The following is a 21,748-nucleotide window of genomic DNA, read 5'->3' as shown; positions in this document are numbered from 1 at the left end:
TTTTAAATGAGAATTGTTTCATTTCAAGTGAGAAAATAATTTTATACACTTAATTGAATTAAAATACATTAAAAGCACAACTAGAACACCGCAGCATGCTTCATTATGTTGCTGTGTTCTTTTTTGTTTGTGCCTATTTAATTTAAGTAAAAATAATGGGGAAGTGATCCTATGGTGTATCGGGCTTTTTGCAGATTTAATACTTTATAACTACTTCTCTGCATGTGCTTGAGTTTGTTCGAATAAGTTAGGAAGTAGAACCAGGACAAACCATAGGTGGAGATGCTTAGAAATGGGGATGCGTAAACAAAGCTTTATTCATGGCACGTTCATTTTAACCGTATCGTCATTTTTTACAAAAGGGCTCGGATTTTTGAACGGAGTTTTGTTGGCACGTTTTTTGGGAGCCGAGGGGGTAGGTCTGCTTATGATTGCTCATCCCCTACTTCCCTTATTTATTACACTGACAGAACTGGGGCTTCCTGTTGCGATTTCGAAGCTTGTCTCAGAAGCCGAGGTTAAGCAGGATGAAGCGCGGGTAAAGCGAATTCTCAAAGTATCCTTAAGCATTACGGGTACATTGAGTATTATTCTAACTTTAGTGGCTCTATTTGGCTCCAAATGGATCGCATCGGTTTTTTTAGCCGATCAGCGGGCGTATTATGCTATGGTCGCGATTACACCAATCATTCCAATTATTGCGATGTCAGCTGTATTGAAAGGTTATTTTCGTGGGAAACAGAACATGAACCCGCTGGCCTTTTCCGATATTATTGAGAATTTGGCGCAAATCATTGTCATTATCGGTGTTGTCAACGTTTTGCTGCCCTATGGCATTGCCTATGCAGCTGCGGGTGCTATGGCGGCATCCGTTATCGGCGAAGGTTTTGGATTGCTCTATTTGTTTGCTGTCTTCAAATGGTCAAATCGAGGGAAGATCAAAACCTCCCCACCGCCTACATCAAGTATTTCGCCCAAAGGTGACAGTACGTTGAGAGATCTGCTGCGCATCGGCTTACCGATGACTGGCAGCGGGTTTATTCATTCTATCTATCATGCGTTTCTCCCACTGCTTATAACGAAAAGTCTAGTACTGTTTGGTGTAGGTGTGGAGATGGCGACTAAACAATTCGGACTTCTGGCGGGATATGCTCTCCCAATGTTGTTTCTCCCCAGCTTTTTCACACAATCGTTGTCAACTGCATTAATACCGGCGATCAGCGAAGCAAGTGTGACCAACAATAGCAAGCTTATGCATAGTCGGATGGATATGGCTATGCGATCCGCGCTCATTGTAGGTCTCCCATGTACAATCATCCTGTACATATGGGCTGTACCATTAACGACATTGATCTATCATTCGGCAGAAGCGGGTGAGCTGCTAAGGTTGATTACCCCCTTATTTTTTCTTTATTATTTTGGAGCACCACTGCAAGCGATTCTGCTTGGTTTGGGGAAAGCATCAACCGTCATGTGGAACCATATTCTTACGAATATTTTTGAAGTCATTGCGATCTTTGTTCTCGGTTCAAATATTGGAATCGAAGGAGTTGCTATGGGGTTTGGACTGGGGCTCTTGCTGCTGACACTGCTGAATTTTTTATCTGTGGCAGGAACGATCGGATTTTATTTTGACTTTCGCATTGTATTCAAGGTGGGCGCGGGAGGAATTGTCATGACGATTTGTGGGATGACGGCTCACGGAATTCTGGAACGAATGGACCTGGGACAGATCATTGAACTGTCCGGAGCGCTATTCGTTTCGTTGATCACCTACGCAGCAACATTGCAGGTAACCCATGCTTGGGAAAGGGCACCGAAACCGCCAACGATCACGCCTGTTTCTTAAATAAGAATATTCGGTTTCACGCTCCAAAAAGTAAATCGAGCAATGAAGCTGATGAATGATTATGGTATATGCCGCATTCGCTGCAGGCGATAAAAGAATGTAAGTGATCGGCATAGCGCTGGCTGATGACATCGTTACACAATCAGAGGATGCTGCTGATCATAGTCTAAAGCCAGCAATGCAAGCATCATAAGAATTGTACTGATTGCATAACTATACAGGGTCCCATCGGATTCAATTCGCGTCTCTAAGAGATCAGACAGATTAGGAGCATTAGCTGTTGAGATCGAAAAACGTCGATCGGCCATTATAAGCATTGGTGTGAGATGCACTCTTGAGTAGCCAGAGAACTCAAAATAGTTAATAGGAAAATAAGCTGGAAATAGCAAAACTTCTAGAGGAATCGAAGAGATCGATAAAGGCCACTTGCTTTGTCCTGTAGCTGCGAGAATGACTCTAGTTAAGGTGCTAGTAACTTTTCCAATCCCTCCTTTGGATTGAATATAATCTTTAGCGCGCAACATCGGCTCATCTGTCACCTTACTGTATCCAGAGTATAGAAGGGAGTAGTAGGCTTCAACCGAGGTAGATAAGTTTCCATATTCTTTATCTCTATACAATTTCCAGGATTCATTCCTTAGGTACCTCCTAGATACTATAGATATACAAAAGTTTAATTCTCAATAATAATACGATTCAGCTTAAGATTCACCGGGGCAGCAATCGTGTCACCTACAGGGCATTTACTTTCTAAAAATTGCACGAATGCTTCAACCTTCTCGGCAGGCGATGAGGTCTTTATGTAGAATGTATATCGAATATCGGAATAACCAGGACGGACTTCGGAACGGTTAAAAAATCCGTCGAGATCCAGATCGCCTTCTACGTCAACTTTGAAATCTTCAAGTTCCACCTCGAATTTTGAGGCATAAACTCGGGCAACAATAGATTGGCAGGCTCCTAAAGAAGCAAGCAAAGCTTCAACAGGATTCATTCCAGTATTTGTACCCCCAAGACTTTGAGGTTCGTCGATGACAAGCTCGAATTGTCTTGCTTTTGTAATAACCTTAACCCCATCTTGTAAATGAGCAGTTGCTTTGAAAGTTTGAACATTTGGCATGTGTTTACACTCCTTCTTCTGGACAACCCAATTAAGAGTAGATACTTCGAATATCATTCAATTCATAGTATTTTTATATGAATTGTATAGATTATAGTTCTATTCTTTGTACCTTGTCAATATTTGATTAGTTTATTGGAGGTAGATAATGTGTCGGCTGGAATGGCGTTTACGTGAAAATTAAATGTGGAAACTTAAGAGTTACTTAAGACCATATTGGGTGTGGTCTGTGTAGCACTACTTATGATGATGCTCGAAGTGTTTATGGATTTGCTTCAGACTACACTAATGGCGAGCATTATGGATTATGGGATTATGACGAAAGATTTATCACATATTTATTCGACGGGATTGACCATGCTAGGAGTAGCATTTGTCGGTCTAATTGGTGGGGTGGGCGTGGTAGCGGTGCGCCAATCGTACGTGCTAAAAATCAAGTGAGCACGCTTAAACGCATCTGGACTTATTTGAATCGTCAACGGTTCGGGTTAATCATTGTATATGTATTTACTGTGTCGAATGCTCTTCTTTCGTCGATTGGACCGTATCTCATCGGTAAAGCGATTGATACTGCGTGTGGAAAATTGTATTTTGCACTATAGGAAATATCTTCTTGTCAACTTTTTAAGATATTCTTGGTAAGGTAAGGGGATATCAATTAATAAGAGGTGATGAGTTGTAATGATTAAGAAATACTGCTTGTTCTGTGATGAGATGGTATCCATTACATCGGAAGGCGATTACGATAGATATTTAGGTTGTAATTGTTCTCCTGACGGGTTCTATAACTTATTGAGAGACAGCTATGAGCCTATAAATTCTCTCGCGCATCAAAAGAAACGCGATATGTTTCATGTCGTATCGGCTTATATACGGGAGCTGACAGATCGTGGAGAGAAGTTCAGTCTATCGGCCGACGATTTAGAATCCATTGTAAATTCCCCGAAAATTCCAGTGACGATTGAAGATAAAGGAAACCTTTTACTGCAATACTTATACAGACATTCTGAAGCCCCCGGGGAATCCGTTGTTATTCAACCACTCTCCAGTAGCTATAACCTGACGTATTCGCCTAATCTGCAAGAACTGGTATATATCATAGATAAGCTGATTAACGATCAGTCTATGATTAGGGAAGGCATGACCTTTAAGTTGACGGACGCGGGATGGAATGAAGCTGCGGCAATCGCAGGAGGCAAAAAATTAAAACCCTGTATCGTTCTAATGTCCGATGCGGAGGATTTGCACACGGTGTGGGTGGAAAAACTGCTTCCTAAAATCGAGCAGTTTGGTTATATACCACGTTTGCTAAGGCATACGACATCGCAAAACCGTGAACCGTATTCCTTGGAGCTTATAGAGGAGAGTAAACTGATTATCGCTGATTTAACGGGTCAATCCCCTGAGGTATATTTTACTGCAGGATATGCGCTCGGTTTGAACATACCAGTGATTTGGACTGTGAACAGCAGCGATGCCGATAACCTTTTTGTACAGGTGAAAAATATCCGTCCGATCGTTTGGGATACGGCTGAAGAGCTGACAGTTTTACTCCAGCAGAAGTTGAGTTAATAGGGTCTATCTCATATTTATATTTTACGATAATTTTTTTTCTTATTAAGGGCTGAACCTAAACCCACAAACAGCAAAGCGATAATACCACTGAAAAGAAACAGGAAGCCCAGCGGAATTAAGAAAAAGAGCGGCTCATGCAACATACCATCTGATCCCACGCTTGAATCAACTATTCTCGAGATCATTGACCATAATTACTTGTGAGGACTATTATTTGGGTTAAACAAATTTAAGAAAGTCTTATGCTACCTTAGCCTCTAAACTGATCATTAACGGAATGACGGATCAGGCGTTTGCACCGGCAGGCCAAGTTACACGTGCGCAATTTGCGGCACTACTGGTAAGAGGACTGGGGCTATCGACAGAGTCGGTAACAAATGCCTTCAACTTGGACAACTGGGAGTTTCTCAGGAATAAAAGCACGAGGCGGATTTGAGGTTGGTGTAACCTGGGCGAAATCTCGGGCGACGAGTATTCAGGTCAAATCGCTTAACGGAACAAGTGCCAAACTTTCATACCCAAACATTGCCGGGGCAATCGTCACTAATCAAGCAGGTCAAAATGTTGCTTATGCGACTAATCACTTCACTCATGTCCCTCATGCTGGGTCAGTTCCCGGACAAGAAGGGAATCGTCCTGGGGATGTTGCTAAGTGGTGCAGGTATCGGGATGTTGTTAAGCGGATTAAATCGCTTCGAAATAGGTAATAAGAATGCGCAGGGGAGGCATGTCCGCAGGGCGGAGGTGGCCTCCCTTCTCTGTATAAAGCTGCTGCAGATATCTGCCCTAAATGTGGGCTTACCCGCCTTATCCGGATGTGCCAATCCGTCTATAATCAGGTTGTAAGCGAATACAAAATGGATATATAAGGGGGAACTGAGGTTACCGATGATCTGGAACACTTCGAGGTGCTCTAAAAAAAGATGAAAGAGGTGTTTAGTTATGTTAAGGAAGTTAAAGTTATTAAGTGCATTATTAATTTTTTGTATGGCCAATCTGTTACCTGTCTTTCCTTCGACAGCAAGCGCGGCGGGTACAATTGTAAGCTATCCATTACCGTCGATCTATACCACGACCAGTCAATACACGGTAACAGCAGACTCTACGAATATACCGGTAAACGACACTTCGGAGGTATTTGTAAACTATAATTATTGTAATTTCTCTTTTTCAGGTACGACTACAATCACAATAACAGCAAGCGAGCCAATCAATACCTATAATATTTCTCCCAAAGCTTTGGGAATCACTGCAACCAAGAGCGGGAATACACTTACCTTTACACTTTCATCACCAACCTATCTTATCGTTAAAATCAATAACCTGAAGGATCTGGTGATTGCGGCAGATGCTCTTGAAACCAATGTTCCGGCTTCATCCGGTACAGGGATATACAATGTTAAAACCGGGTACGGTGCCGACAGTACCGGGGCCGCTTTGGCTACAACTGCAATACAGAACGCCATCAATGCGGCTAACGCAGCAGGTGGCGGTATCGTATACGTTCCAGCCGGAGTGTACAAGAGCGGAAACCTTGTTCTAAAAAGCAATGTTTCGGTGTATCTGGAGGGTGGTTCTGTTATAAGGGGTTCAGGAAATCCAAGCGATTACACTACCCATTTCCATAAGAATTCTCTGAATAAGGATGGAACCTGGTTTATTTATACCGAAACCAATGCAAACAATATTAAGATATACGGCAGGGGAACAATTGACGGCAATGGCCATTATATGAGAAATACAAACAATTATCTGAACAATATTCTTGTACCCTTGCAGTGCAGCAACTTCACGGTTGACGGCATAACCATAAGAGACAGCGGAGGCTGGGCTACAATCGTTACCAGATCTAATAACGTAACCTTCCAGAATACCAAGCACTTCAACAACAATGAACTTGATTATGAAAATGATGCCATAGACATTCAAGAGAGCCAGAATGTACTCATTAAGCACACTGTAGCAGTATCGGAGGATGACACCTACTCCTTTAAGACCTGGGATGTAGCCACTACGGATATAGCTGCAAACTGGCCGGGAAGTCCTGAAAGCCAGTCAAATGTAGTGGTGGATGATGCTTTGGCCTGGAGCAGATGTGGAGCATTCAAGGTCGGAGATGGAGTAAAACAGCTTCAGGATGGTATCGTTGTTAAAAACTCTTATGTATACCGGTGCTGGCGCGCTTTAGCGGTAGGTCATCTCTATGGAACTCCAGCAGCACAGAACATCGTATTCGACAATATAGATGTAGAAGGTTTCTGGCCAAGATCCGGTGTTCACTCCAGATGGTTTGATCTTTCTGCAAAAACCGGTCCGATCAAAAATGTGGTTTATAATAATATCAATTTACGCGCTTTGGGTGAAGTTTCAATCATGAAGGGTTGGAATGACACATCTACGGTCTCCGGAGTGACATTAAACAATGTTCGCGTCGGTGGAGCTGCGGTAAATAATTTGACAGATTTGAAAATAACAGATACGAACAGCTATGCTGCAGAGCCAAAATTCAACACATTGAAATTTGAAGCGGAAGGCTATAACCTTAGTTCAGGTGTTATGTCCTATGAGTCAAGCACTGACGGCGGGGTGAATGTGGGTGGAGGGAGTAATGGCGACTATATAGCATTTAAAAATGTAGACTTTGGCAGTACAGCTAAAACAAGTATTGATATGAAGGTTGCATCCGCTAACTCCGGCGGAAAGATAGAATTCCACTTGGATAGCCCTACAGGCCCTATGCTGGGTTCTTGGACGGCAGAAAGCACAGGCGGATGGCAGACATGGTCACTCAAGAATATCCCGCTTAATGCCGGGACAGCGGTAGGAACTCATACGGTATATGTTACTTTTGTGAAATCAGATTCAACCACAGTTGCCAATTTAACTTGGTTCCAGTTCAAATAAAATGTTTTAATTAATTGCAGTAAGATGGATGAAGGGGCATATCAAATGATATGCCTCTTTATTCAGCTAAAGTTTTTTCAATTAATTCTTAAAGCTATGAATTATATGTTCAATTCTGGAGAACTACATTTAAAGTTGTTGGCTGGACGTCTCAAAAGCTTTTGTCGCATTTTCACATAGTATTGATTCCACGATCTTGTTATTTTTGAAAAAAGGATTTATCTGGAATATTAATTATCCGGATTTTTCAATTAGAAAGTCTATAACTCTATTTTGACTGCTTAATTTCGGAGGGGATAGTTTGTGAGAAGCAGGACAAAGCATCGATTAACGAGACTAGAGATCGTCAAACTTGCCGCTAATCAATTTGGAGATAATACTACTGTTGGTGTCATTAAGGAGCTTAAGGGGGGCATGTTCAACTCGGCATACTTATTAGAGTTACCGGGCTTGAAACAAGAGGTGGTGCTGAAAGTATCTGTACATCCTGATGCTTCCCTATTGGCTTATGAAAAAAATCTGATGAGAACAGAAGTCGAAGTTTATCAGCATATTGCTTCAACTACGAGTATACCTATACCCGATATTATGGGCTATGATTTTACCAGGCGCCTGATTCCAAGTGATTACTTTTTTATGAGTGCGCTTAAAGGACAGACGATGCATAGTCTTAGAAAAAAGCTGAATACTGCTCTACTTGACAAGATAAAAGTGGAATTGGGAGGTTATATTTCACAGCTGCATCAAATTCAAGGGAGTTATTTTGGTTACTTCTCAGAGGACGATAAACTTCAGTTTAGAACCTGGAAGGAAGCCTACTGGCATATGATGCAAATGATTCTTCAGGATGGGAAAAGACTGAATGTTAAACTGCCATATAACCGCATTGAGACGATAATAAAACAAAAGGAACATCTTCTAGAAGCTATAAAAGTACCCAGTTTAGTAAGCTTTGACTTATGGCCAGGGAACATTTTTGTAATTGAGGATAATGATGATTATAAGATTGAAGCGATTATTGATTTTGAACGCTCCTTTTGGGGAGACCCTTATGCTGACTTTCCACCGGCGTTTATGCTGTTTAAAGATGTGAGAAACGAAAAGCAGTTCTGGCATGCATATAGCAGGAGTTTTAATAAAGCGCTTGAGATCACCAGGGAAGATTATTTACGTATGCAATTATATAAACTATATATTTTTCTGATTATGAGTATAGAAACGTACAGATATGGAAAGGTCTACGGTAAGCTTCAATACATTTATTCAAGAAGCACAGTAATGAAATGTCTCAGTGAACTTGAAGTGTATGATTAATCTAATTTGTAAGCATCCTCACTTTAGCGGGGATGCTTGTGGATTGTTGCGGTATTGATTCGGTGTCAGACCCGTAAGCTTTTTAAAAATGCTACTGAAATAGCTTTGATCATTAAACTGAAGCAATGCCGATATTTCTGTGGCAGAAAGATCGGATTGAATGAGCATTTTTTGCGCCTCTCGAATTTTTTCCCGCTGAATATACTGATTTAATGAAAAACCGGTTTCTTTTTTGAATAATTGTGAAAGATAGACAGGGTGTAAACGAACCAATTGGGCGAGTGTATGTACCGATATTCGCTCAAAAATATAGTCATAAATATGATTTTGACATACAGAGACTGTACGACTATGGGACTTTTCTTTATTGGTGTGTACACGATCTGTCAAATTGTATAAATATCGCATCATTAATACATATATTTGATTCGTTTCATTAGTATCTTCCACCTGCAAAATAAATGTATCACTCATTGTATATGCGATTTCAGGGTAAAGCCCTCCATCCACGGCAGCGCGGGTTGCCAAAGAAATGGAGATAATTGCTTGATTTTTTAGGTTGCGTATATGGCTTTTTGTTGATAATAATCCAAACCCCGCTAATTGAAGAGTATTTGCAACTACTGTTAATCTGTCCCGATCTCCATCCCTAACACACTGCCAGATTTGTTGCTCCAGCCGGTAATTTAAGTGGAAATCGGTTTCCAATCTACGGGAGTGAAGATTCTTTTCTACTGAGTTCTCCAAACTTGAAAGTAACTTTGGCTGTTCAGCCAGTTCAACTTTATCAATCATTTTGTGGAACAATACGTATGCGGCCAGCTTACTGATCTGATTCCATTTATCTAAATTGATCCAGTTCATTTGACCGTAATAAGCTTGCATTGCATCTCGAACATTCCCTGGAATTTGAAGTTCCAGAAACAAACTCTCTAAGAATCCCTCGGGCATGTCACTTACCAGTGTAGGACCGATTACAACAAATCCATTCCGTAAAAGTTCCCCGCCGTTTATCACCAGAAAGTACTCCATATAATCAGTGATCTTAAGTATTGGCTGTTGAAGCGTATCAACACCTTCAATTAAATTGGTTAATGCGGCTTTGCTATTGGGAAACATTGGGTTAAACTCAGTTTGCTCTGGCTGTTGAATGAAGCTGCTGTGGTCAGCCGCAATATATTGTACTGGTAACTGATAAGTCTCATACAACATTTTAATCGCAAACTCCAGCTCATTTTGTGAAATCACAATATCCGCTCCCTGCAAAATGTTAAGTATCCTTTCAATAGTAAAAATAACATCTTGAAAAATCAATATAAATCTTTGTTTTCTTATATTAAATCGTTTTCAGTAACTTTATACTAACTATTGTAAGCGTTAACGTAAAGATATTTATTCAACTATGTAGGGGGCACACTCATGAAAAGAGAACTAACCAACCGGGCTTTACTAGGAGATGCTATGGGGCAATTCGGGTTAAATATAGCCTCTGGTCTGCTGGGTCTGGTTACGTATTATTACACTGATATTGTCGGCGTTGCAGCCGGACTTGTGGGGACAATCATGCTGCTGACTAAAGTAATTGATGCTGGAGCAGATGTGGCAATGGGGGTAATGGTTGACCGGACCCGTTCCAAACACGGGCAGGCTAGACCATGGCTTTTATGGATGACAATCCCTTTACTAATTTCGACTCTTTTAATTTTTTCTGTGCCTAATGTAGGCGCTACAGCCAAAATAACTTTTGCAGTAGTGACAAACCTTCTCTTTTTCGTTGGGGTATACACTCCACTTACCATTCCTTATGGCAGTTTAATGGCACTGACAACCAAAAACTCTACTGACCGTTCACTTATGGGGGCATATCGGGCAGGATTCGGTTATTTGGGCGGGATGATAACAGCCATTGCATTTTTGCCTATTGTTAACGCAATGGGAGGGGGAAGAACCCAATGGACTATTCTTGCAGTTATTTTTGGTGTGATTGCTTCCGGCAGTGTATACATTGCATTTCGTTCAACCAAAGAGAAATACAGTACGACTTTAATGAAAGAAACGGGAGAACTCAAAAAATCTTTACCTTTTCAAACAGCTCTCAAACTTTTGTTCAAGAATAAGTACTGGCTAATAATATTTTTCGTAAGCATTCTGGCTAATATTCTGTTTGCTCTCTCAAATACAGCAGGTATGTATTATGCCAAGTATGTATGGGGCAACGTTAATTTAGTTAGTATCATGGGGGCTATTGGATTAATCCCCACAGTTTTGATCTTTTTGCTATCCGGACCGTCGATGAAACGTTTCGGAAGACGTAATACTGCACTTATTGGATTAGTTATTGGAATAATAGGCTTGATTATTCGTCTTATTGATCCTACTAGTATCGTAATTGGTCTAGTCGGCTCAGTATTCCAATCCTTCGGTATGATCCCGCTTATGGTCGTAATGTCACCCCTTGGTACCGATACAATCGAATACGGAGAATGGAAGCATGGCCAGCGGATTGTAGGTTTAACCAATAGTGTAAATTCATTTGGCGCTAAAATGGGAATGGCTCTTGGAACAGCGCTAATTGGCTGGTTGCTTGCCTGGGGGCATTACAATGAGAGTGCATCTGTTCAACCGGATACAGCTAAACAAATGATCATCGTTTTTAATATCTATATTCCTCTAATTGTCTACATCTGTATAGCCGTTCTACTGCTATTCTTTTCATTGGAAAAACAGTACACACGCATTTTGGATGATCTGGAGCAACGTAAACAGACGATTATCTAACGTACGATTATTAATATTAAGGTAAAGGGGCGTCTGTATGAACAACTATCCGTCCTATGTGTTCATTACTTACATTATTGAGGGGACCGGCAAACTGGAGTTGGGGTTTACCAATATTAAAGTAGCCCCGGGAGAATTATATGTCATTCCTTTGACAGGTTCAGAGCTCTCTCGAGCAGTTGAGAGCAAACCTCAGTTTTGTTTGCTTGAGAATATACATTGTACGGAAAGTCTGGGGGAGGCGGCTCCTCTGTTACCTATGAAATGGAAAATATTAAAAAAGCACCAAGAAGAGTTTGTTAAACTACTCAAGCTTATGTCCTATCATCAGAAAGAAGCGAATTCAATTATGAGCACTGGCTTTGTTTCAATATGGACAGCTTTTATGGAGTTTCTTCTCTCTGCACCTAAAAGAGCAGAATTACAAACATTTGATGAAGACAACCTGACAATTCATAAAGCTCTTCATCTTATAGGGAACAGCTTTATGAACAGGACTTCTGTTGGCGAAATTAGCAGACAGGTGGCAATGAGCACACGTCAGTTTCAGCGGAAATTCAAAGCACTTACTGGGAGAACCTATAAGCAGTTTTTGCAGGAAATCCGTATCCGGCATAGCTGTGGCCTCTTAATGTTTACCAGTCTAAACGTTCAAACGATCGCGGAGTATGTTGGTATATACGATATGTATCACTTCTATAGATTGTTTCGGGAGTATTGCGGAATGACTCCCGCTGCATTTCGTCAGCTCCGTCAGCTCGATTCGTTATTTTGACGTTTTTTCATATATTTATTTGCTGATGTTCTTGTTATTTTTGAAGAGAAATTAAATCGGTACAGGAGGCAAAACATTATGAAAATTATACGGATGAAAACAAATCACGTAGTCAACCCGCTTGGGTTTTTACTAAATAACCCGCGTATTTCTTATGTTGTGAGCGAAACAGAGGCTAAGAAACAAGTAGCTGCACGAATTAAAGTAGCATTGGACGAAGCATTTTCAACCGTTATTTATGACAGTGGTAAGAGTATCGACATTGACAATTTAGCTTTTGAAATTCCAATTGAACTAAAACCGAGAACACGCTATTACTGGAAAGTTGAAGTTTGGGCAGATAATGGTGATTATGCTGTCAGTGAAGCAGCTTGGTTTGAAACTGCAAAGCGGGATGAGCCTTGGACCGGCAAATGGATTGTACCTGAAATGGATAAAGATATTCATCCGGTGCTTCATCATCATTTCAATTTGCACAGTGAAGTGAAAGCTGCACGCGCATACGTTTGCGGTTTAGGCTTGTATGAAATGGAGATTAACGGTTTAAAGGCCGGTGATGAATATTTCACACCGCATTTCAATGCCTATCAAAAATGGCTGCAGTATCAGACTTATGATATTACGGAGTTATTAACACAAGGAGAAAACAGACTTTCAGTATGCCTTGGAAATGGACTTTACAAAGGCCGCTTTGGATTTGAGGGTTATACTTCAGAGCTTTATGGATCGGAGTTTGCCCTCATTTGTGAAATTGCAGTTACCTATAACGACGGGACAACAGTTGTGATCAGCTCTGATAACAATTGGACTGCAGCTCCAGGCAAAATCAGAGAGGGCAATTTGTACGACGGTGAAGTATATGACGCGACATTCAATTCTACTGAAAAATTTAATGTGCGCGAAGCCGAACTCGGATTTGAACGGTTGACCGAACGCTTGAGTTTACCAGTAGTCTTGAAAGAGGAAATTAAACCGGTAGAGGTAATCCGTACTCCATCTGGCGAGACAGTGCTGGACATGGGCCAAAATATGGTAGGCTGGCTACAGTTTCGTACGAAGGCACCTCATGGAACAGTAATCAGGCTTCAATATGGCGAGGTAATGCAGAAGGGGGAGTTTTACCGCGACAATCTGCGCACTGCAAAAGCCGAATATGTCTATACAGCTGATGGTTCACAGGCAGTAGTGCGACCTGTCTTTACCTTTTTCGGTTTCCGGTACGTTAAGGTTGAAGGATGGCCAGGGGAAATCAATATAGACGACTTTACCGGCTGTGTTGTTTATTCTGATTTGGAGTCAACCGGTCATTTTGAGACGAGTGACCCACTCGTAAATCGATTGTTCTTGAATGCACTCTGGGGTCAGAAAGGTAACTTCCTGGATGTACCGACGGATTGCCCACAACGCGATGAACGCATGGGTTGGACTGGGGATGCACAGGTATTTTCAGGGGCAGCATGCTTTAACATGGATTCGTATGCGTTCTTTTCTAAGTATGGTTACGATATGGCGATGGAGCAGAAGGATCGCGGGGGCATGGTGCCGATGGTCGTACCTGCGACAAACGTGCAAGGAGGCGGCTCAAGTGCATGGGCAGATGCTGCGACGATCATTCCTTGGAACGTATATCTTCACTATGGAGACAAAGCAATTCTAGAACAGCAGTTTGAGAGTATGAAATCATGGGTTGATTTCATTATTCGGGCTGACGAAGAATCAGGAGCACGACGCTTGTGGACGACAGGCTTCCATTTTGGAGACTGGCTCGCTCTGGATGGTCCAGATCCGGAGTCACCAATGGGAGGGACGGATACAGAATTTATAGCTTCTGCGTATTATCGTTATTCCTCTTTAATCGTAGCAAAAGCAGCAACGGTCCTTGGTAAAACAGAGCTTTATAAATATTACGAGGGTATATCCGAAGCAGTAAAGAAAGCGATGGAAGATGAATTCTTCTCTAAAAATGGACGTTTGGCAATAGATACTCAAACAGCTTACGCGGTGGCGTTGTACATGGACATTGTGCCTCAAAAGTATAAAGCAAGAGTAACTGATTCTTTTCGCAAACGGCTAAAAACGGACGGTAAGCATCTTAGAACAGGATTTGTTGGAACACCTTATTTGACAAATGCGCTGTCCGCTAATGGCAGTAATGATCTTGCCTACACGCTTCTGTTAAATGATGATTTCCCGAGCTGGCTCTATGCGGTTAAACTGGGAGCTACAACAATCTGGGAACGCTGGAATTCAATCATGGCAGATGGCACAATCAGCAGTACAGGAATGAATTCACTAAATCACTATGCATATGGTGCGATAGCCGAGTGGATGTACCGGACGGTGGCTGGTATCAACCCGCTTGAAGAATCTCCCGGCTTCCGCCAGGCTCTGCTTGCACCGCAACCGGATAACCGTTTGAAATGGGCTAAAGCCTGCGTTCAAACTGCGGCTGGAACTTACCGGAGCGAGTGGTCATTTGACAACACAGGAAATCTCTACTTTGTATTTGAAATTCCCTTTAACTCTATTGCTCAAGTTCGCCTGCCTCGCGCAGATATATCTTTACTTACTATTAATAATATGAGCCTTGAAACAAGCGGAATAACGGGAACACAGCAAGGTGATGAGGCTTATTTGGATTTGGAAAGCGGTCATTATATGATTCATTATACGCCGACAAAGAGCTACATTACTGCACTGAGTACACATACTCCATTGATTGAATTGTTGTACCACACAGAAGCAAAAACGTTAATAGCAAACCTGCTCCCACATGGTATGGAGCTGGATCCAAGCATTTTACAGGGTTCGATCGGGGAAGCATCGCTAAGAGATCTATCGGCCTATTATCCGATGAAAGCAGAAATGCTAGATGACCTGGATGCGAAATTGGCTGAGCTCTCTAAAGCTAATAACTAAAACTATACGGAGATGGGGTAGTAAACTTGAAAAGAAACATTAAGGAAATTGTACAAAAGCTAACGCTTGAAGAAAAGGCAAGCCTGTGTTCAGGAAAAGACTTCTGGACAACAGTAGCCATTGACAGACTAGACATCCCGTCCATCATGTTGACTGATGGGCCACACGGCCTGCGGAAGCAGGCCGGAGAAGCGGATCATCTCGGACTTAACCAGAGCGTGGCCTCTACTTGCTTTCCGACAGCAGCAGGTTTGGCAAGCTCATGGAACCGTGAGCTTATTCACAAAGTAGGCGATGCCATTGGTGAAGAGGCTCAAGCTGAAGGGGTTTCTATTGTTCTTGGTCCCGGAGCTAATATTAAGCGTTCTCCGCTGTGCGGACGGAATTTTGAATATTTCTCTGAAGATCCCTATCTAACAGGAGAACTTGCAGCCGCTCATATTTCTGGAGTTCAAAGCCAAGGAGTAGGTGCATCCCTAAAGCATTTTGCAGTTAATAATCAGGAACATCGCCGAATGACAACAGATGCAGTGGTGGACGAGAGAACACTTCGTGAGCTCTATTTAACAGGCTTTGAGATGGCTGTGAAAAGCTCACAGCCCTGGACCGTCATGTCTGCCTACAATCGGTTAAATGGGACTTATTGTTCAGAGAATAAGACTCTGCTTACAAGTATTCTGAAGGAAGAATGGGGGCATGAGGGATTTGTCGTATCGGACTGGGGCGCAGTAAATGAAGCTGCGGATAGTGTAAGTGCCGGCATGGAACTTGAGATGCCTTCCAGTCTTGGTATTGGTCAGGAAAAGATTGTGTCAGCGGTGAAAAGTGGTGAGTTATCTTCTGAAGCGCTTGATCAAGCCGTAGAACGTCTTTTAACTGTTATATTCAAGGCTGCCGATAATCAAAAGCCTAATGCTTCTTACGACAAGCAGGCTCACCATCGGCTTGCCAGGGAAGTGGCTCAGGAGACCATTGTTCTGTTGAAGAATGACGATAATCTCCTTCCGCTCGCTAAGTCGGGTAAAATCGCAATCATCGGAGAGATGGCTGAACAGGTCAGATATCAAGGCGGGGGAAGTTCCCATATTAACCCAACGAGTCTAGATAATATAAAGAATGAGATCGAGAAATCAGCTATAGGCGCTGAGATTCAATTTTCCCTGGGGTACCAGTTAGATCTAGACACAACCAATGATGAGCTAGTCTTAGAAGCGCAACAAATAGCTGCCGCGTCCGATGTAGCGATCCTATTTGTTGGCTTACCTGACCGTTATGAATCGGAAGGATATGATCGAACACATCTGAACTTGCCTGCCAACCAGCTTGAATTGATTGAAGGAATCGTTTCTGTCCAATCAAACGTAATTGTTGTGCTTAGCAATGGTGCACCAATTGTAATGCCATGGATGGATAGGGTAAATGCTGTACTGGAAGCTTATCTGGGCGGTCAGGCAGTGGGGGGGGCAATTGCAGATATACTCTTTGGTGATGCCAATCCAAGCGGAAAGCTAGCAGAGACTTTCCCGGGAAACCTTAAGCACACACCAGCCCATCCGTTTTTCCCGGGTGAAGGAGATCGTGTAGAATATCGTGAAGGAATATTTGTGGGTTACCGTTATTACGAGATGAAAGAAATAGAGCCGCTGTTCCCTTTTGGATTCGGTTTAAGCTACACATCATTTGCATATTCTGACCTGGTCATGGACAGCTATGAGCTAACGGATCAAGATGTGGTGAACGTAAGCGTTAATATCAAGAATACTGGGGCGGTATTCGGTCGAGAAGTTGTACAGCTGTATGTCCGGGATGTTGATTCTACGATGATTAGGCCAATGAAAGAACTTAAAGGCTTCACTAAAGTTGCTCTGGAGCCTGGGGAAGAGAAAACTGTAACGTTCCAGCTGGATAAGCGGAGTTTTGCCTACTACAATGTAGAGCTTGCGGACTGGCATGTTGAGTCTGGGGAATTTCAAGTGCTGGTAGGCAGCTCTTCACAGGATATCCGGCTGCAAAACACCTTAACAGTTCACTCTACGACAAAGATTGTACCGGTCTTTCACCGCAATTCAACCTTGGGGGATATTATGAGTAATCCGGCAACTATGCCCGTTCTTGAGCAAATGCAAAGCATGGCACCGTCATCGGATCAAACTTCTGATGCCGTATCTAATGATATGATGATGGCTATGATGCGTTATCTTCCGCTTCGTGCCCTGCTGCCGTTTACTAATGGGGCGCTTACAGAAGAAGGACTTACTGGGCTAATTGCTCAGTTTAACAACGCTGTTCGGACAGAGCAGGCTTGAACATAACCGTTTTTGAACAATAGACGGAAGGGGATATACAATGAAACGTTTGTTAGTAAAGGGTATGCATTTTGTTGACGAAGATGGAAACCAGGTCATTATGAATGGCATCAATCTCGTCTGCAAGGAAAAGTCACAGGGTTATCTGGAGCCGAACACCATGGAATTGTTGGAGTACTATGCTTCACACGGATTCAATCTGGTTCGGCTGGGTATTTTCTGGGATGGAGTAGAGCCTCAGCCCGGGAGCTATGACGATGCATATCTGGATCACGTGGAGAAGGTTATTCGTAGAGCCGACGAACTGGGCGTATATATTCTGCTGGACATGCATCAGGATCTGTTCGGGGCCAAGTATGGTGATGGTGCTCCAGACTGGGCTACGCTTGACGAGGGGCTGTACCATCCGGAAAATTGTACGATGTGGTATGAGGCGTATACGTCAAGCCAGGCAATTGCCAGGGCTGCCGACAACTTCTGGGCCAACGCGAAGGCATCTGATGGATTAGGTCTGCTGGATCATTATGCTACGATGTGGGAACACCTTGCGCGTAAGCTTCATTCGTGTACTAATATCATTGGCTTCGAGCCCATGAATGAACCTTTTATGGGTAGTATAGCCCCACAGGCATTCGGCATGGCTATAGCAAAAATTATGGAAGTGAACCCCGGCTTTGATCCGAATAATATGCAGTTGGCTGGGATGGAAGAGCAGACGATCATGAAGGAAGTTTTGAGTGAGCAGTTCATGAGGTTCGACCGTGAAATATTGATGCCTTTTTATAATCGAATTACGGAAGCTGTACGCAAGGTATGTACTATCCCTATTGCCACCGGTGGTAACATTTACAGCAGCTCGTTCGTTCCAACAGGAATCACAACTCTCTCCTCTGCAGACGGAAGCAGGGATACTCAGCAAGTATATACACCTCATGGCTACGATGCTGTTACTGATTCCGACCGGTATGATGCATTTAACAAAGAGAACGTATATCACATCTTCTCACAAAAGCGTATTTCTCAGCTAGAATTGGGCTTGCCGGTAATCGTAGGGGAATGGGGGGCATTTCCAAGCAAACCGTTTACCAATGACTTGATTGAGCATATGAATAGCATTCTAGAGGCCTATTTGTGGAGCAGCGCGTATTGGGTTTATCGTCCGGGTATGGAGAATGATCCGTATTTCTCCAGCTTGGAGCGCGGTTACCCTGTGCAGGTGGCTGGCAATCTTTTGACCTATCATTACAATAGCAGCAGTAAACATTTTATGGCTAAGTGGGAAGCCCGTAAGAATGGAGAAACGGTCTTCTACATACCCGGTTTATCGGATGTTAGTGAGGAAGACATTGTACTTTCCGCAAAAGCGTATGTAAAAATAGCTAAAGTACCTCAAGGGTCAGGTGGTTACGTTACTGTAACAGCTGATGAGGATGGTATTCTTGATATTTTGATTCGGTCGTAGTTAATAGTGTGAATATGAGGCTGGTCAAGGGCTTGTCCTTACCAGCCTCTTGAGTTTCTCATGTATTTCAAACCCGACTTTATCTGTGGACTTGATAGTGCCAGCGGTTCTTACGAGAGTGTGCACGGCACAATCCGGGTGAACTGGAGACAGGACCTGTTGAACTTGGAAACGGGGATTCCCCAGGTTCAACTGCCTGAGCTGATTCTTAGGTTAGCTATGGCCTGTATCCGAGATAAGAAGTTTTGTCCGTATAACGAATATTTTTATTCTGCAGACTTAAATGCTGCTAAAGAATGATCGGCCAAAGAGAATATAAGCTGTGCCAGATCATGGCTGGATAAGGAGTAACTGTCGCGTATCCACTCCTGGATAATCGCCAAGCTTCCATTAACCAGGTAGGTATAGGTAAAGCGTTTCATATTTTCGGGGACATTAAGTTGGAGCTGGCTGTCGATGTTCATTAAAATCTCATTTAGTAAACGTTTTGGGAACAAAACGTTATCATTTGATTTAATCAGCATAACGGTAAAAAGATCATCATTTTTCTTAATATAATCTAAAAACGCCAATATATAAGTAGCCCCGCTATCGCTAGGTTCAATTTTATCTAAATATTCCCTGGTACTAGTAATGATCTCTTGCTCTACATACTCTAGCAGCCCATACGCATTTGCAAAATGCAGATAGAAAGTAGAACGATTGATGTCTGCTTTTGCGCATAACTCTTTTACACTGATTTGGCTTATATTTTTCTCTTGGAGCAAGCTAATCAGGCTCTGCTTAAGAAGTAATTTAGTTAGCCGTTCACGCTGATTCATCACAAAATCAACTCCTTTTGGTTAATGAATTTTTATTGAAATCGACATATTCAGTATGACTGTCTAGATTACATCAATCTCATAATCAACTGGTGGTTGTAAAATAGACACTGTGTCTGTATTCTGAAGGTAGACGATGGATTTGTCAATAAACTAATGATGTGGGTGAAGAACATGGCGAAGAAAAAACGCATTATGATAACGGGTGCTGCGGGTAATATGGGCGGTGAAACGTTGAAGTTATTGAAGAATGATCTAAGCAAATGTGAGCTGTTGCTCTTTGATTTAGACAATCCAAACAGCCGTCAAAAGCTGAAAGAATATGAGGGACTACAAGGAGTTAAGGTAGTCTACGGTAATTTGCTCGACCGCAGCCTGGTTTATGATTGTGTAAAGGACGCCGATATTATACTTCATATCGCGGCTTTTGTATCCCCCGCAGCTGACGAATTTCCTGAACGGGCTATGCAGATAAATTATGGATCAGCAAAAAATATTATTGATTCTATTATAGAAAGCGGCCGTGCCCATGTAACTCGTTTCGTAAATATCGGCACAATTGCGGAAACGGGCGACCGAATGCCGCCGATCCACTGGGGGCGTGTAGGTGACCCCCTAAAACCAAGTGTTTATGATTACTATGCCGTATCGAAAATTGCCGCCGAACGTATGGTAATTGAATCAGGTCTGAGCTATTGGGTAAGCCTCCGCCAGACAGGTATCATGGGTCCGGCGATGAGCAAAATTCAAGACCCCATCATGTTCCATAACTGTCTGGACAATGTTCTGGAATATGTGTCTGATCGGGATTCAGGGCGTTTAATGCGTAACCTTTGCATCAAGGATATTGATGGAGAACTGAATAAAGGCTTTTGGCAGCATGTTTACAATATTGGCGGTGGTGAAAGCTGCCGTATCAGCACGACTGAGATGTACCGGGTGCTGTATGGCAAGCTTGGCATTACTAATCTTGATTATGTAATAGATCCGAAATGGTATGCTACCCGAAACTTCCACGGACAATATTATCTTGACTCCGACAAGCTGGAGGAATACTTTCACTTCCGCCGGGACTCAGTGGAATATTTCTATCAGAGCTATCTTGATAATTTGGGATCACTTGTACCAGTTGCAAAAGTTATCACAAAGCTTCCCGGAGGACAGAGGTTTATGGGTTCGATGATTAAGCGGACAATGAAAAAGCAGGCTGTGAAAGCACGGGGAACGTTACGTTTTATTGAAGACAACGACACTGAGAAAATAGATGCGTATTGGGGTAGTAAGAAAAACTGGGGAGAAATTCCTGACAAGCTATCTGAGGTTAAGGGGTTTACGGATTGGAAAAAAGCCATCAAGCTTGATCACGGTTATGATGAGAATAAACCGGCAGAGCAATTAAATCTTGAAGATCTAAAAGGTGCTGCAAAATTCCGCGGCGGAGAATGCCTCTCAACTGATATGACAACAGGTGATTGGACCCGGAAGCTTGATTTTAAATGTGCTTTCGGCCATACCTTTAGTGCCAGCCCCAAACTAGTACTTGAAGGCGGGCATTTCTGCCCTCAGTGTGAACGTGAAAGCTGGAACTACAAAGAACGCGCGAAGCGTGAACCGTTCTTTGCTCAAGTCTGGTACCCGCTTCAAGGTGAGACAGACGGACGTGAGTACAAGAAAATCGTATCGGAATTAGACGCTGAGAAAAAGTAACATTATTAGTGCTCTTAAAAGCTTGTCCTTAGCGGGGCAGGCTTTTCTTCGCAATTTCTGGCTTCCTCCAGTTTGCAGTCAAGAATAAAACGATGGAGTGTAAGTTGAAAAAATACTATATTTCTTTCGTTTATACTATTTTTGTAGTACTCAACTCCATATTATTAAATGAGAATTTCTATAAATATGAAGAGAATGGTTAGCTCAGAGGTTGGTCC

17 protein-coding genes and 2 pseudogenes are annotated in these 21,748 nt (G+C 42.5%); 14 read left to right on the top strand and 5 right to left on the bottom strand.

All coding sequences use genetic code 11. The features are described 5' to 3' along the window. Window positions 1–292 precede the first annotated feature (292 nt). The gene (gene spoVB / locus HQN87_RS22000; RefSeq protein WP_173137681.1) at window positions 293–1,849 is read left to right on the top strand and encodes a stage V sporulation protein B; all 1,557 of its coding nucleotides are present in this window, start codon (window positions 293–295) and stop codon (window positions 1,847–1,849) included. Between the two features lie 134 nt (window positions 1,850–1,983). On the opposite strand, the gene HQN87_RS21995 is transcribed toward spoVB, so the two are convergent. Beyond that, window positions 1,984–2,508 carry a hypothetical protein gene (locus HQN87_RS21995; protein WP_367272775.1) on the bottom strand — a complete coding sequence of 175 codons (525 nt, stop codon included), beginning with the start codon at window positions 2,506–2,508 and terminating at the stop codon, window positions 1,984–1,986. A 14-nt stretch (window positions 2,509–2,522) separates the two neighbouring features. Then, the gene (locus HQN87_RS21990) at window positions 2,523–2,969 is read right to left on the bottom strand and encodes an OsmC family protein (protein ID WP_173137679.1); all 447 of its coding nucleotides are present in this window, start codon (window positions 2,967–2,969) and stop codon (window positions 2,523–2,525) included. A 243-nt stretch (window positions 2,970–3,212) separates the two neighbouring features. Here HQN87_RS21990 and HQN87_RS32100 point away from each other — a divergent pair, with 243 nt between their 5' ends. After that, complete coding sequence (locus HQN87_RS32100) at window positions 3,213–3,410, top strand: hypothetical protein (RefSeq protein ID WP_216857396.1); 198 nt, start codon at window positions 3,213–3,215, stop codon at window positions 3,408–3,410. Window positions 3,411–3,650: 240 nt separating this feature from the next. Then, window positions 3,651–4,541, top strand: a complete 891-nt coding sequence (locus tag HQN87_RS21985) for a hypothetical protein (RefSeq protein ID WP_173137677.1) — start codon at window positions 3,651–3,653, stop codon at window positions 4,539–4,541. A 17-nt stretch (window positions 4,542–4,558) separates the two neighbouring features. On the opposite strand, the gene HQN87_RS21980 is transcribed toward HQN87_RS21985, so the two are convergent. Continuing rightward, window positions 4,559–4,729 (bottom strand): DUF3955 domain-containing protein, encoded by a 171-nt coding sequence (locus tag HQN87_RS21980; protein WP_173137675.1) that lies wholly within the window; start codon window positions 4,727–4,729, stop codon window positions 4,559–4,561. 74 nt (window positions 4,730–4,803) lie between these two features. On the opposite strand from HQN87_RS21980, the pseudogene HQN87_RS33070 reads away from it, so the two are divergent. From HQN87_RS33070 to HQN87_RS21965, 4 genes and pseudogenes are all read left to right on the top strand, one after another. After that, window positions 4,804–4,980: pseudogene (locus tag HQN87_RS33070) on the top strand (S-layer homology domain-containing protein); the annotation flags it as partial. Next, window positions 4,922–5,062 (top strand): annotated as a pseudogene (locus HQN87_RS33065) (glycoside hydrolase family 95-like protein); the annotation flags it as partial. The pseudogenes HQN87_RS33070 and HQN87_RS33065, both read left to right, overlap by 59 nt. Before the next feature lie 424 nt (window positions 5,063–5,486). Next, complete coding sequence (locus HQN87_RS21970) at window positions 5,487–7,448, top strand: carbohydrate-binding protein (protein WP_173137671.1); 1,962 nt, start codon at window positions 5,487–5,489, stop codon at window positions 7,446–7,448. A gap of 303 nt (window positions 7,449–7,751) precedes the next feature. Then, on the top strand, window positions 7,752–8,762 hold the full coding sequence (locus HQN87_RS21965) for a phosphotransferase family protein (protein WP_173137669.1): 1,011 nt from the start codon (window positions 7,752–7,754) through the stop codon (window positions 8,760–8,762). A gap of 18 nt (window positions 8,763–8,780) precedes the next feature. Here the strand turns inward: HQN87_RS21965 and HQN87_RS21960 are convergent, their stop codons facing one another. Next, window positions 8,781–10,076 (bottom strand): helix-turn-helix domain-containing protein, encoded by a 1,296-nt coding sequence (locus HQN87_RS21960; RefSeq protein WP_173137667.1) that lies wholly within the window; start codon window positions 10,074–10,076, stop codon window positions 8,781–8,783. A gap of 105 nt (window positions 10,077–10,181) precedes the next feature. On the opposite strand from HQN87_RS21960, the gene HQN87_RS21955 reads away from it, so the two are divergent. The 6 genes from HQN87_RS21955 to HQN87_RS33060 all read left to right on the top strand — a co-directional run bounded on the left by HQN87_RS21955 (window position 10,182) and on the right by HQN87_RS33060 (window position 19,302). Next, window positions 10,182–11,540 carry an MFS transporter gene (locus HQN87_RS21955; protein WP_173137665.1) on the top strand — a complete coding sequence of 453 codons (1,359 nt, stop codon included), beginning with the start codon at window positions 10,182–10,184 and terminating at the stop codon, window positions 11,538–11,540. A gap of 37 nt (window positions 11,541–11,577) precedes the next feature. After that, window positions 11,578–12,315 (top strand): helix-turn-helix domain-containing protein, encoded by a 738-nt coding sequence (locus HQN87_RS21950; RefSeq protein WP_173137663.1) that lies wholly within the window; start codon window positions 11,578–11,580, stop codon window positions 12,313–12,315. A gap of 78 nt (window positions 12,316–12,393) precedes the next feature. Then, window positions 12,394–15,234: an alpha-L-rhamnosidase gene (locus tag HQN87_RS21945; protein WP_173137661.1), complete on the top strand. Its 2,841-nt coding sequence runs from the start codon at window positions 12,394–12,396 to the stop codon at window positions 15,232–15,234. Window positions 15,235–15,260: 26 nt separating this feature from the next. After that, on the top strand, window positions 15,261–17,540 hold the full coding sequence (locus HQN87_RS21940) for a beta-glucosidase (protein ID WP_173137659.1): 2,280 nt from the start codon (window positions 15,261–15,263) through the stop codon (window positions 17,538–17,540). A gap of 40 nt (window positions 17,541–17,580) precedes the next feature. Beyond that, complete coding sequence (locus tag HQN87_RS21935; protein ID WP_173137657.1) at window positions 17,581–19,002, top strand: cellulase family glycosylhydrolase; 1,422 nt, start codon at window positions 17,581–17,583, stop codon at window positions 19,000–19,002. Between the two features lie 60 nt (window positions 19,003–19,062). Beyond that, window positions 19,063–19,302 carry an alpha-L-rhamnosidase C-terminal domain-containing protein gene (locus tag HQN87_RS33060; RefSeq protein ID WP_173137655.1) on the top strand — a complete coding sequence of 80 codons (240 nt, stop codon included), beginning with the start codon at window positions 19,063–19,065 and terminating at the stop codon, window positions 19,300–19,302. Here HQN87_RS33060 and HQN87_RS21925 read toward each other — a convergent pair. Next, a complete protein-coding gene (locus tag HQN87_RS21925) occupies window positions 19,269–19,823 on the bottom strand; it encodes a TetR/AcrR family transcriptional regulator (protein ID WP_173137653.1) in 555 nt (184 codons plus the stop codon). The genes HQN87_RS33060 and HQN87_RS21925 overlap by 34 nt on opposite strands. 156 nt (window positions 19,824–19,979) lie before the next feature. On the opposite strand from HQN87_RS21925, the gene HQN87_RS21920 reads away from it, so the two are divergent. Further along, on the top strand, window positions 19,980–21,530 hold the full coding sequence (locus HQN87_RS21920) for an NAD-dependent epimerase/dehydratase family protein (RefSeq protein ID WP_254075607.1): 1,551 nt from the start codon (window positions 19,980–19,982) through the stop codon (window positions 21,528–21,530). Window positions 21,531–21,748: the final 218 nt, after the last annotated feature.

It is taken from the genome of Paenibacillus tritici (assembly GCF_013204885.1).
GTDB lineage: Bacteria > Bacillota > Bacilli > Paenibacillales > Paenibacillaceae > Paenibacillus_AQ > Paenibacillus_AQ tritici.
This window is presented reverse-complemented; position numbering and strand designations above follow the sequence as displayed.

What these genes read in the sequence shown, in the direction of transcription:
- HQN87_RS33060 (WP_173137655.1), top strand. Translation starts at nt 19,063, where the DNA reads ATGTATTTCAAACCCGACTTTATCTGTGGACTTGATAGTGCCAGCGGT.
- HQN87_RS21970 (WP_173137671.1), top strand. Translation starts at nt 5,487, where the DNA reads ATGTTAAGGAAGTTAAAGTTATTAAGTGCATTATTAATTTTTTGTATG.
- HQN87_RS21925 (WP_173137653.1), bottom strand. Translation starts at nt 19,823, where the DNA reads ATGAATCAGCGTGAACGGCTAACTAAATTACTTCTTAAGCAGAGCCTG.
- HQN87_RS21920 (WP_254075607.1), top strand. Translation starts at nt 19,980, where the DNA reads ATGATGTGGGTGAAGAACATGGCGAAGAAAAAACGCATTATGATAACG.
- HQN87_RS21950 (WP_173137663.1), top strand. Translation starts at nt 11,578, where the DNA reads ATGAACAACTATCCGTCCTATGTGTTCATTACTTACATTATTGAGGGG.
- HQN87_RS21935 (WP_173137657.1), top strand. Translation starts at nt 17,581, where the DNA reads ATGAAACGTTTGTTAGTAAAGGGTATGCATTTTGTTGACGAAGATGGA.
- HQN87_RS21945 (WP_173137661.1), top strand. Translation starts at nt 12,394, where the DNA reads ATGAAAATTATACGGATGAAAACAAATCACGTAGTCAACCCGCTTGGG.
- HQN87_RS21980 (WP_173137675.1), bottom strand. Translation starts at nt 4,729, where the DNA reads ATGATCTCGAGAATAGTTGATTCAAGCGTGGGATCAGATGGTATGTTG.
- HQN87_RS21990 (WP_173137679.1), bottom strand. Translation starts at nt 2,969, where the DNA reads ATGCCAAATGTTCAAACTTTCAAAGCAACTGCTCATTTACAAGATGGG.
- HQN87_RS32100 (WP_216857396.1), top strand. Translation starts at nt 3,213, where the DNA reads ATGATGATGCTCGAAGTGTTTATGGATTTGCTTCAGACTACACTAATG.
- HQN87_RS21955 (WP_173137665.1), top strand. Translation starts at nt 10,182, where the DNA reads ATGAAAAGAGAACTAACCAACCGGGCTTTACTAGGAGATGCTATGGGG.
- spoVB (WP_173137681.1), top strand. Translation starts at nt 293, where the DNA reads ATGGGGATGCGTAAACAAAGCTTTATTCATGGCACGTTCATTTTAACC.
- HQN87_RS21985 (WP_173137677.1), top strand. Translation starts at nt 3,651, where the DNA reads ATGATTAAGAAATACTGCTTGTTCTGTGATGAGATGGTATCCATTACA.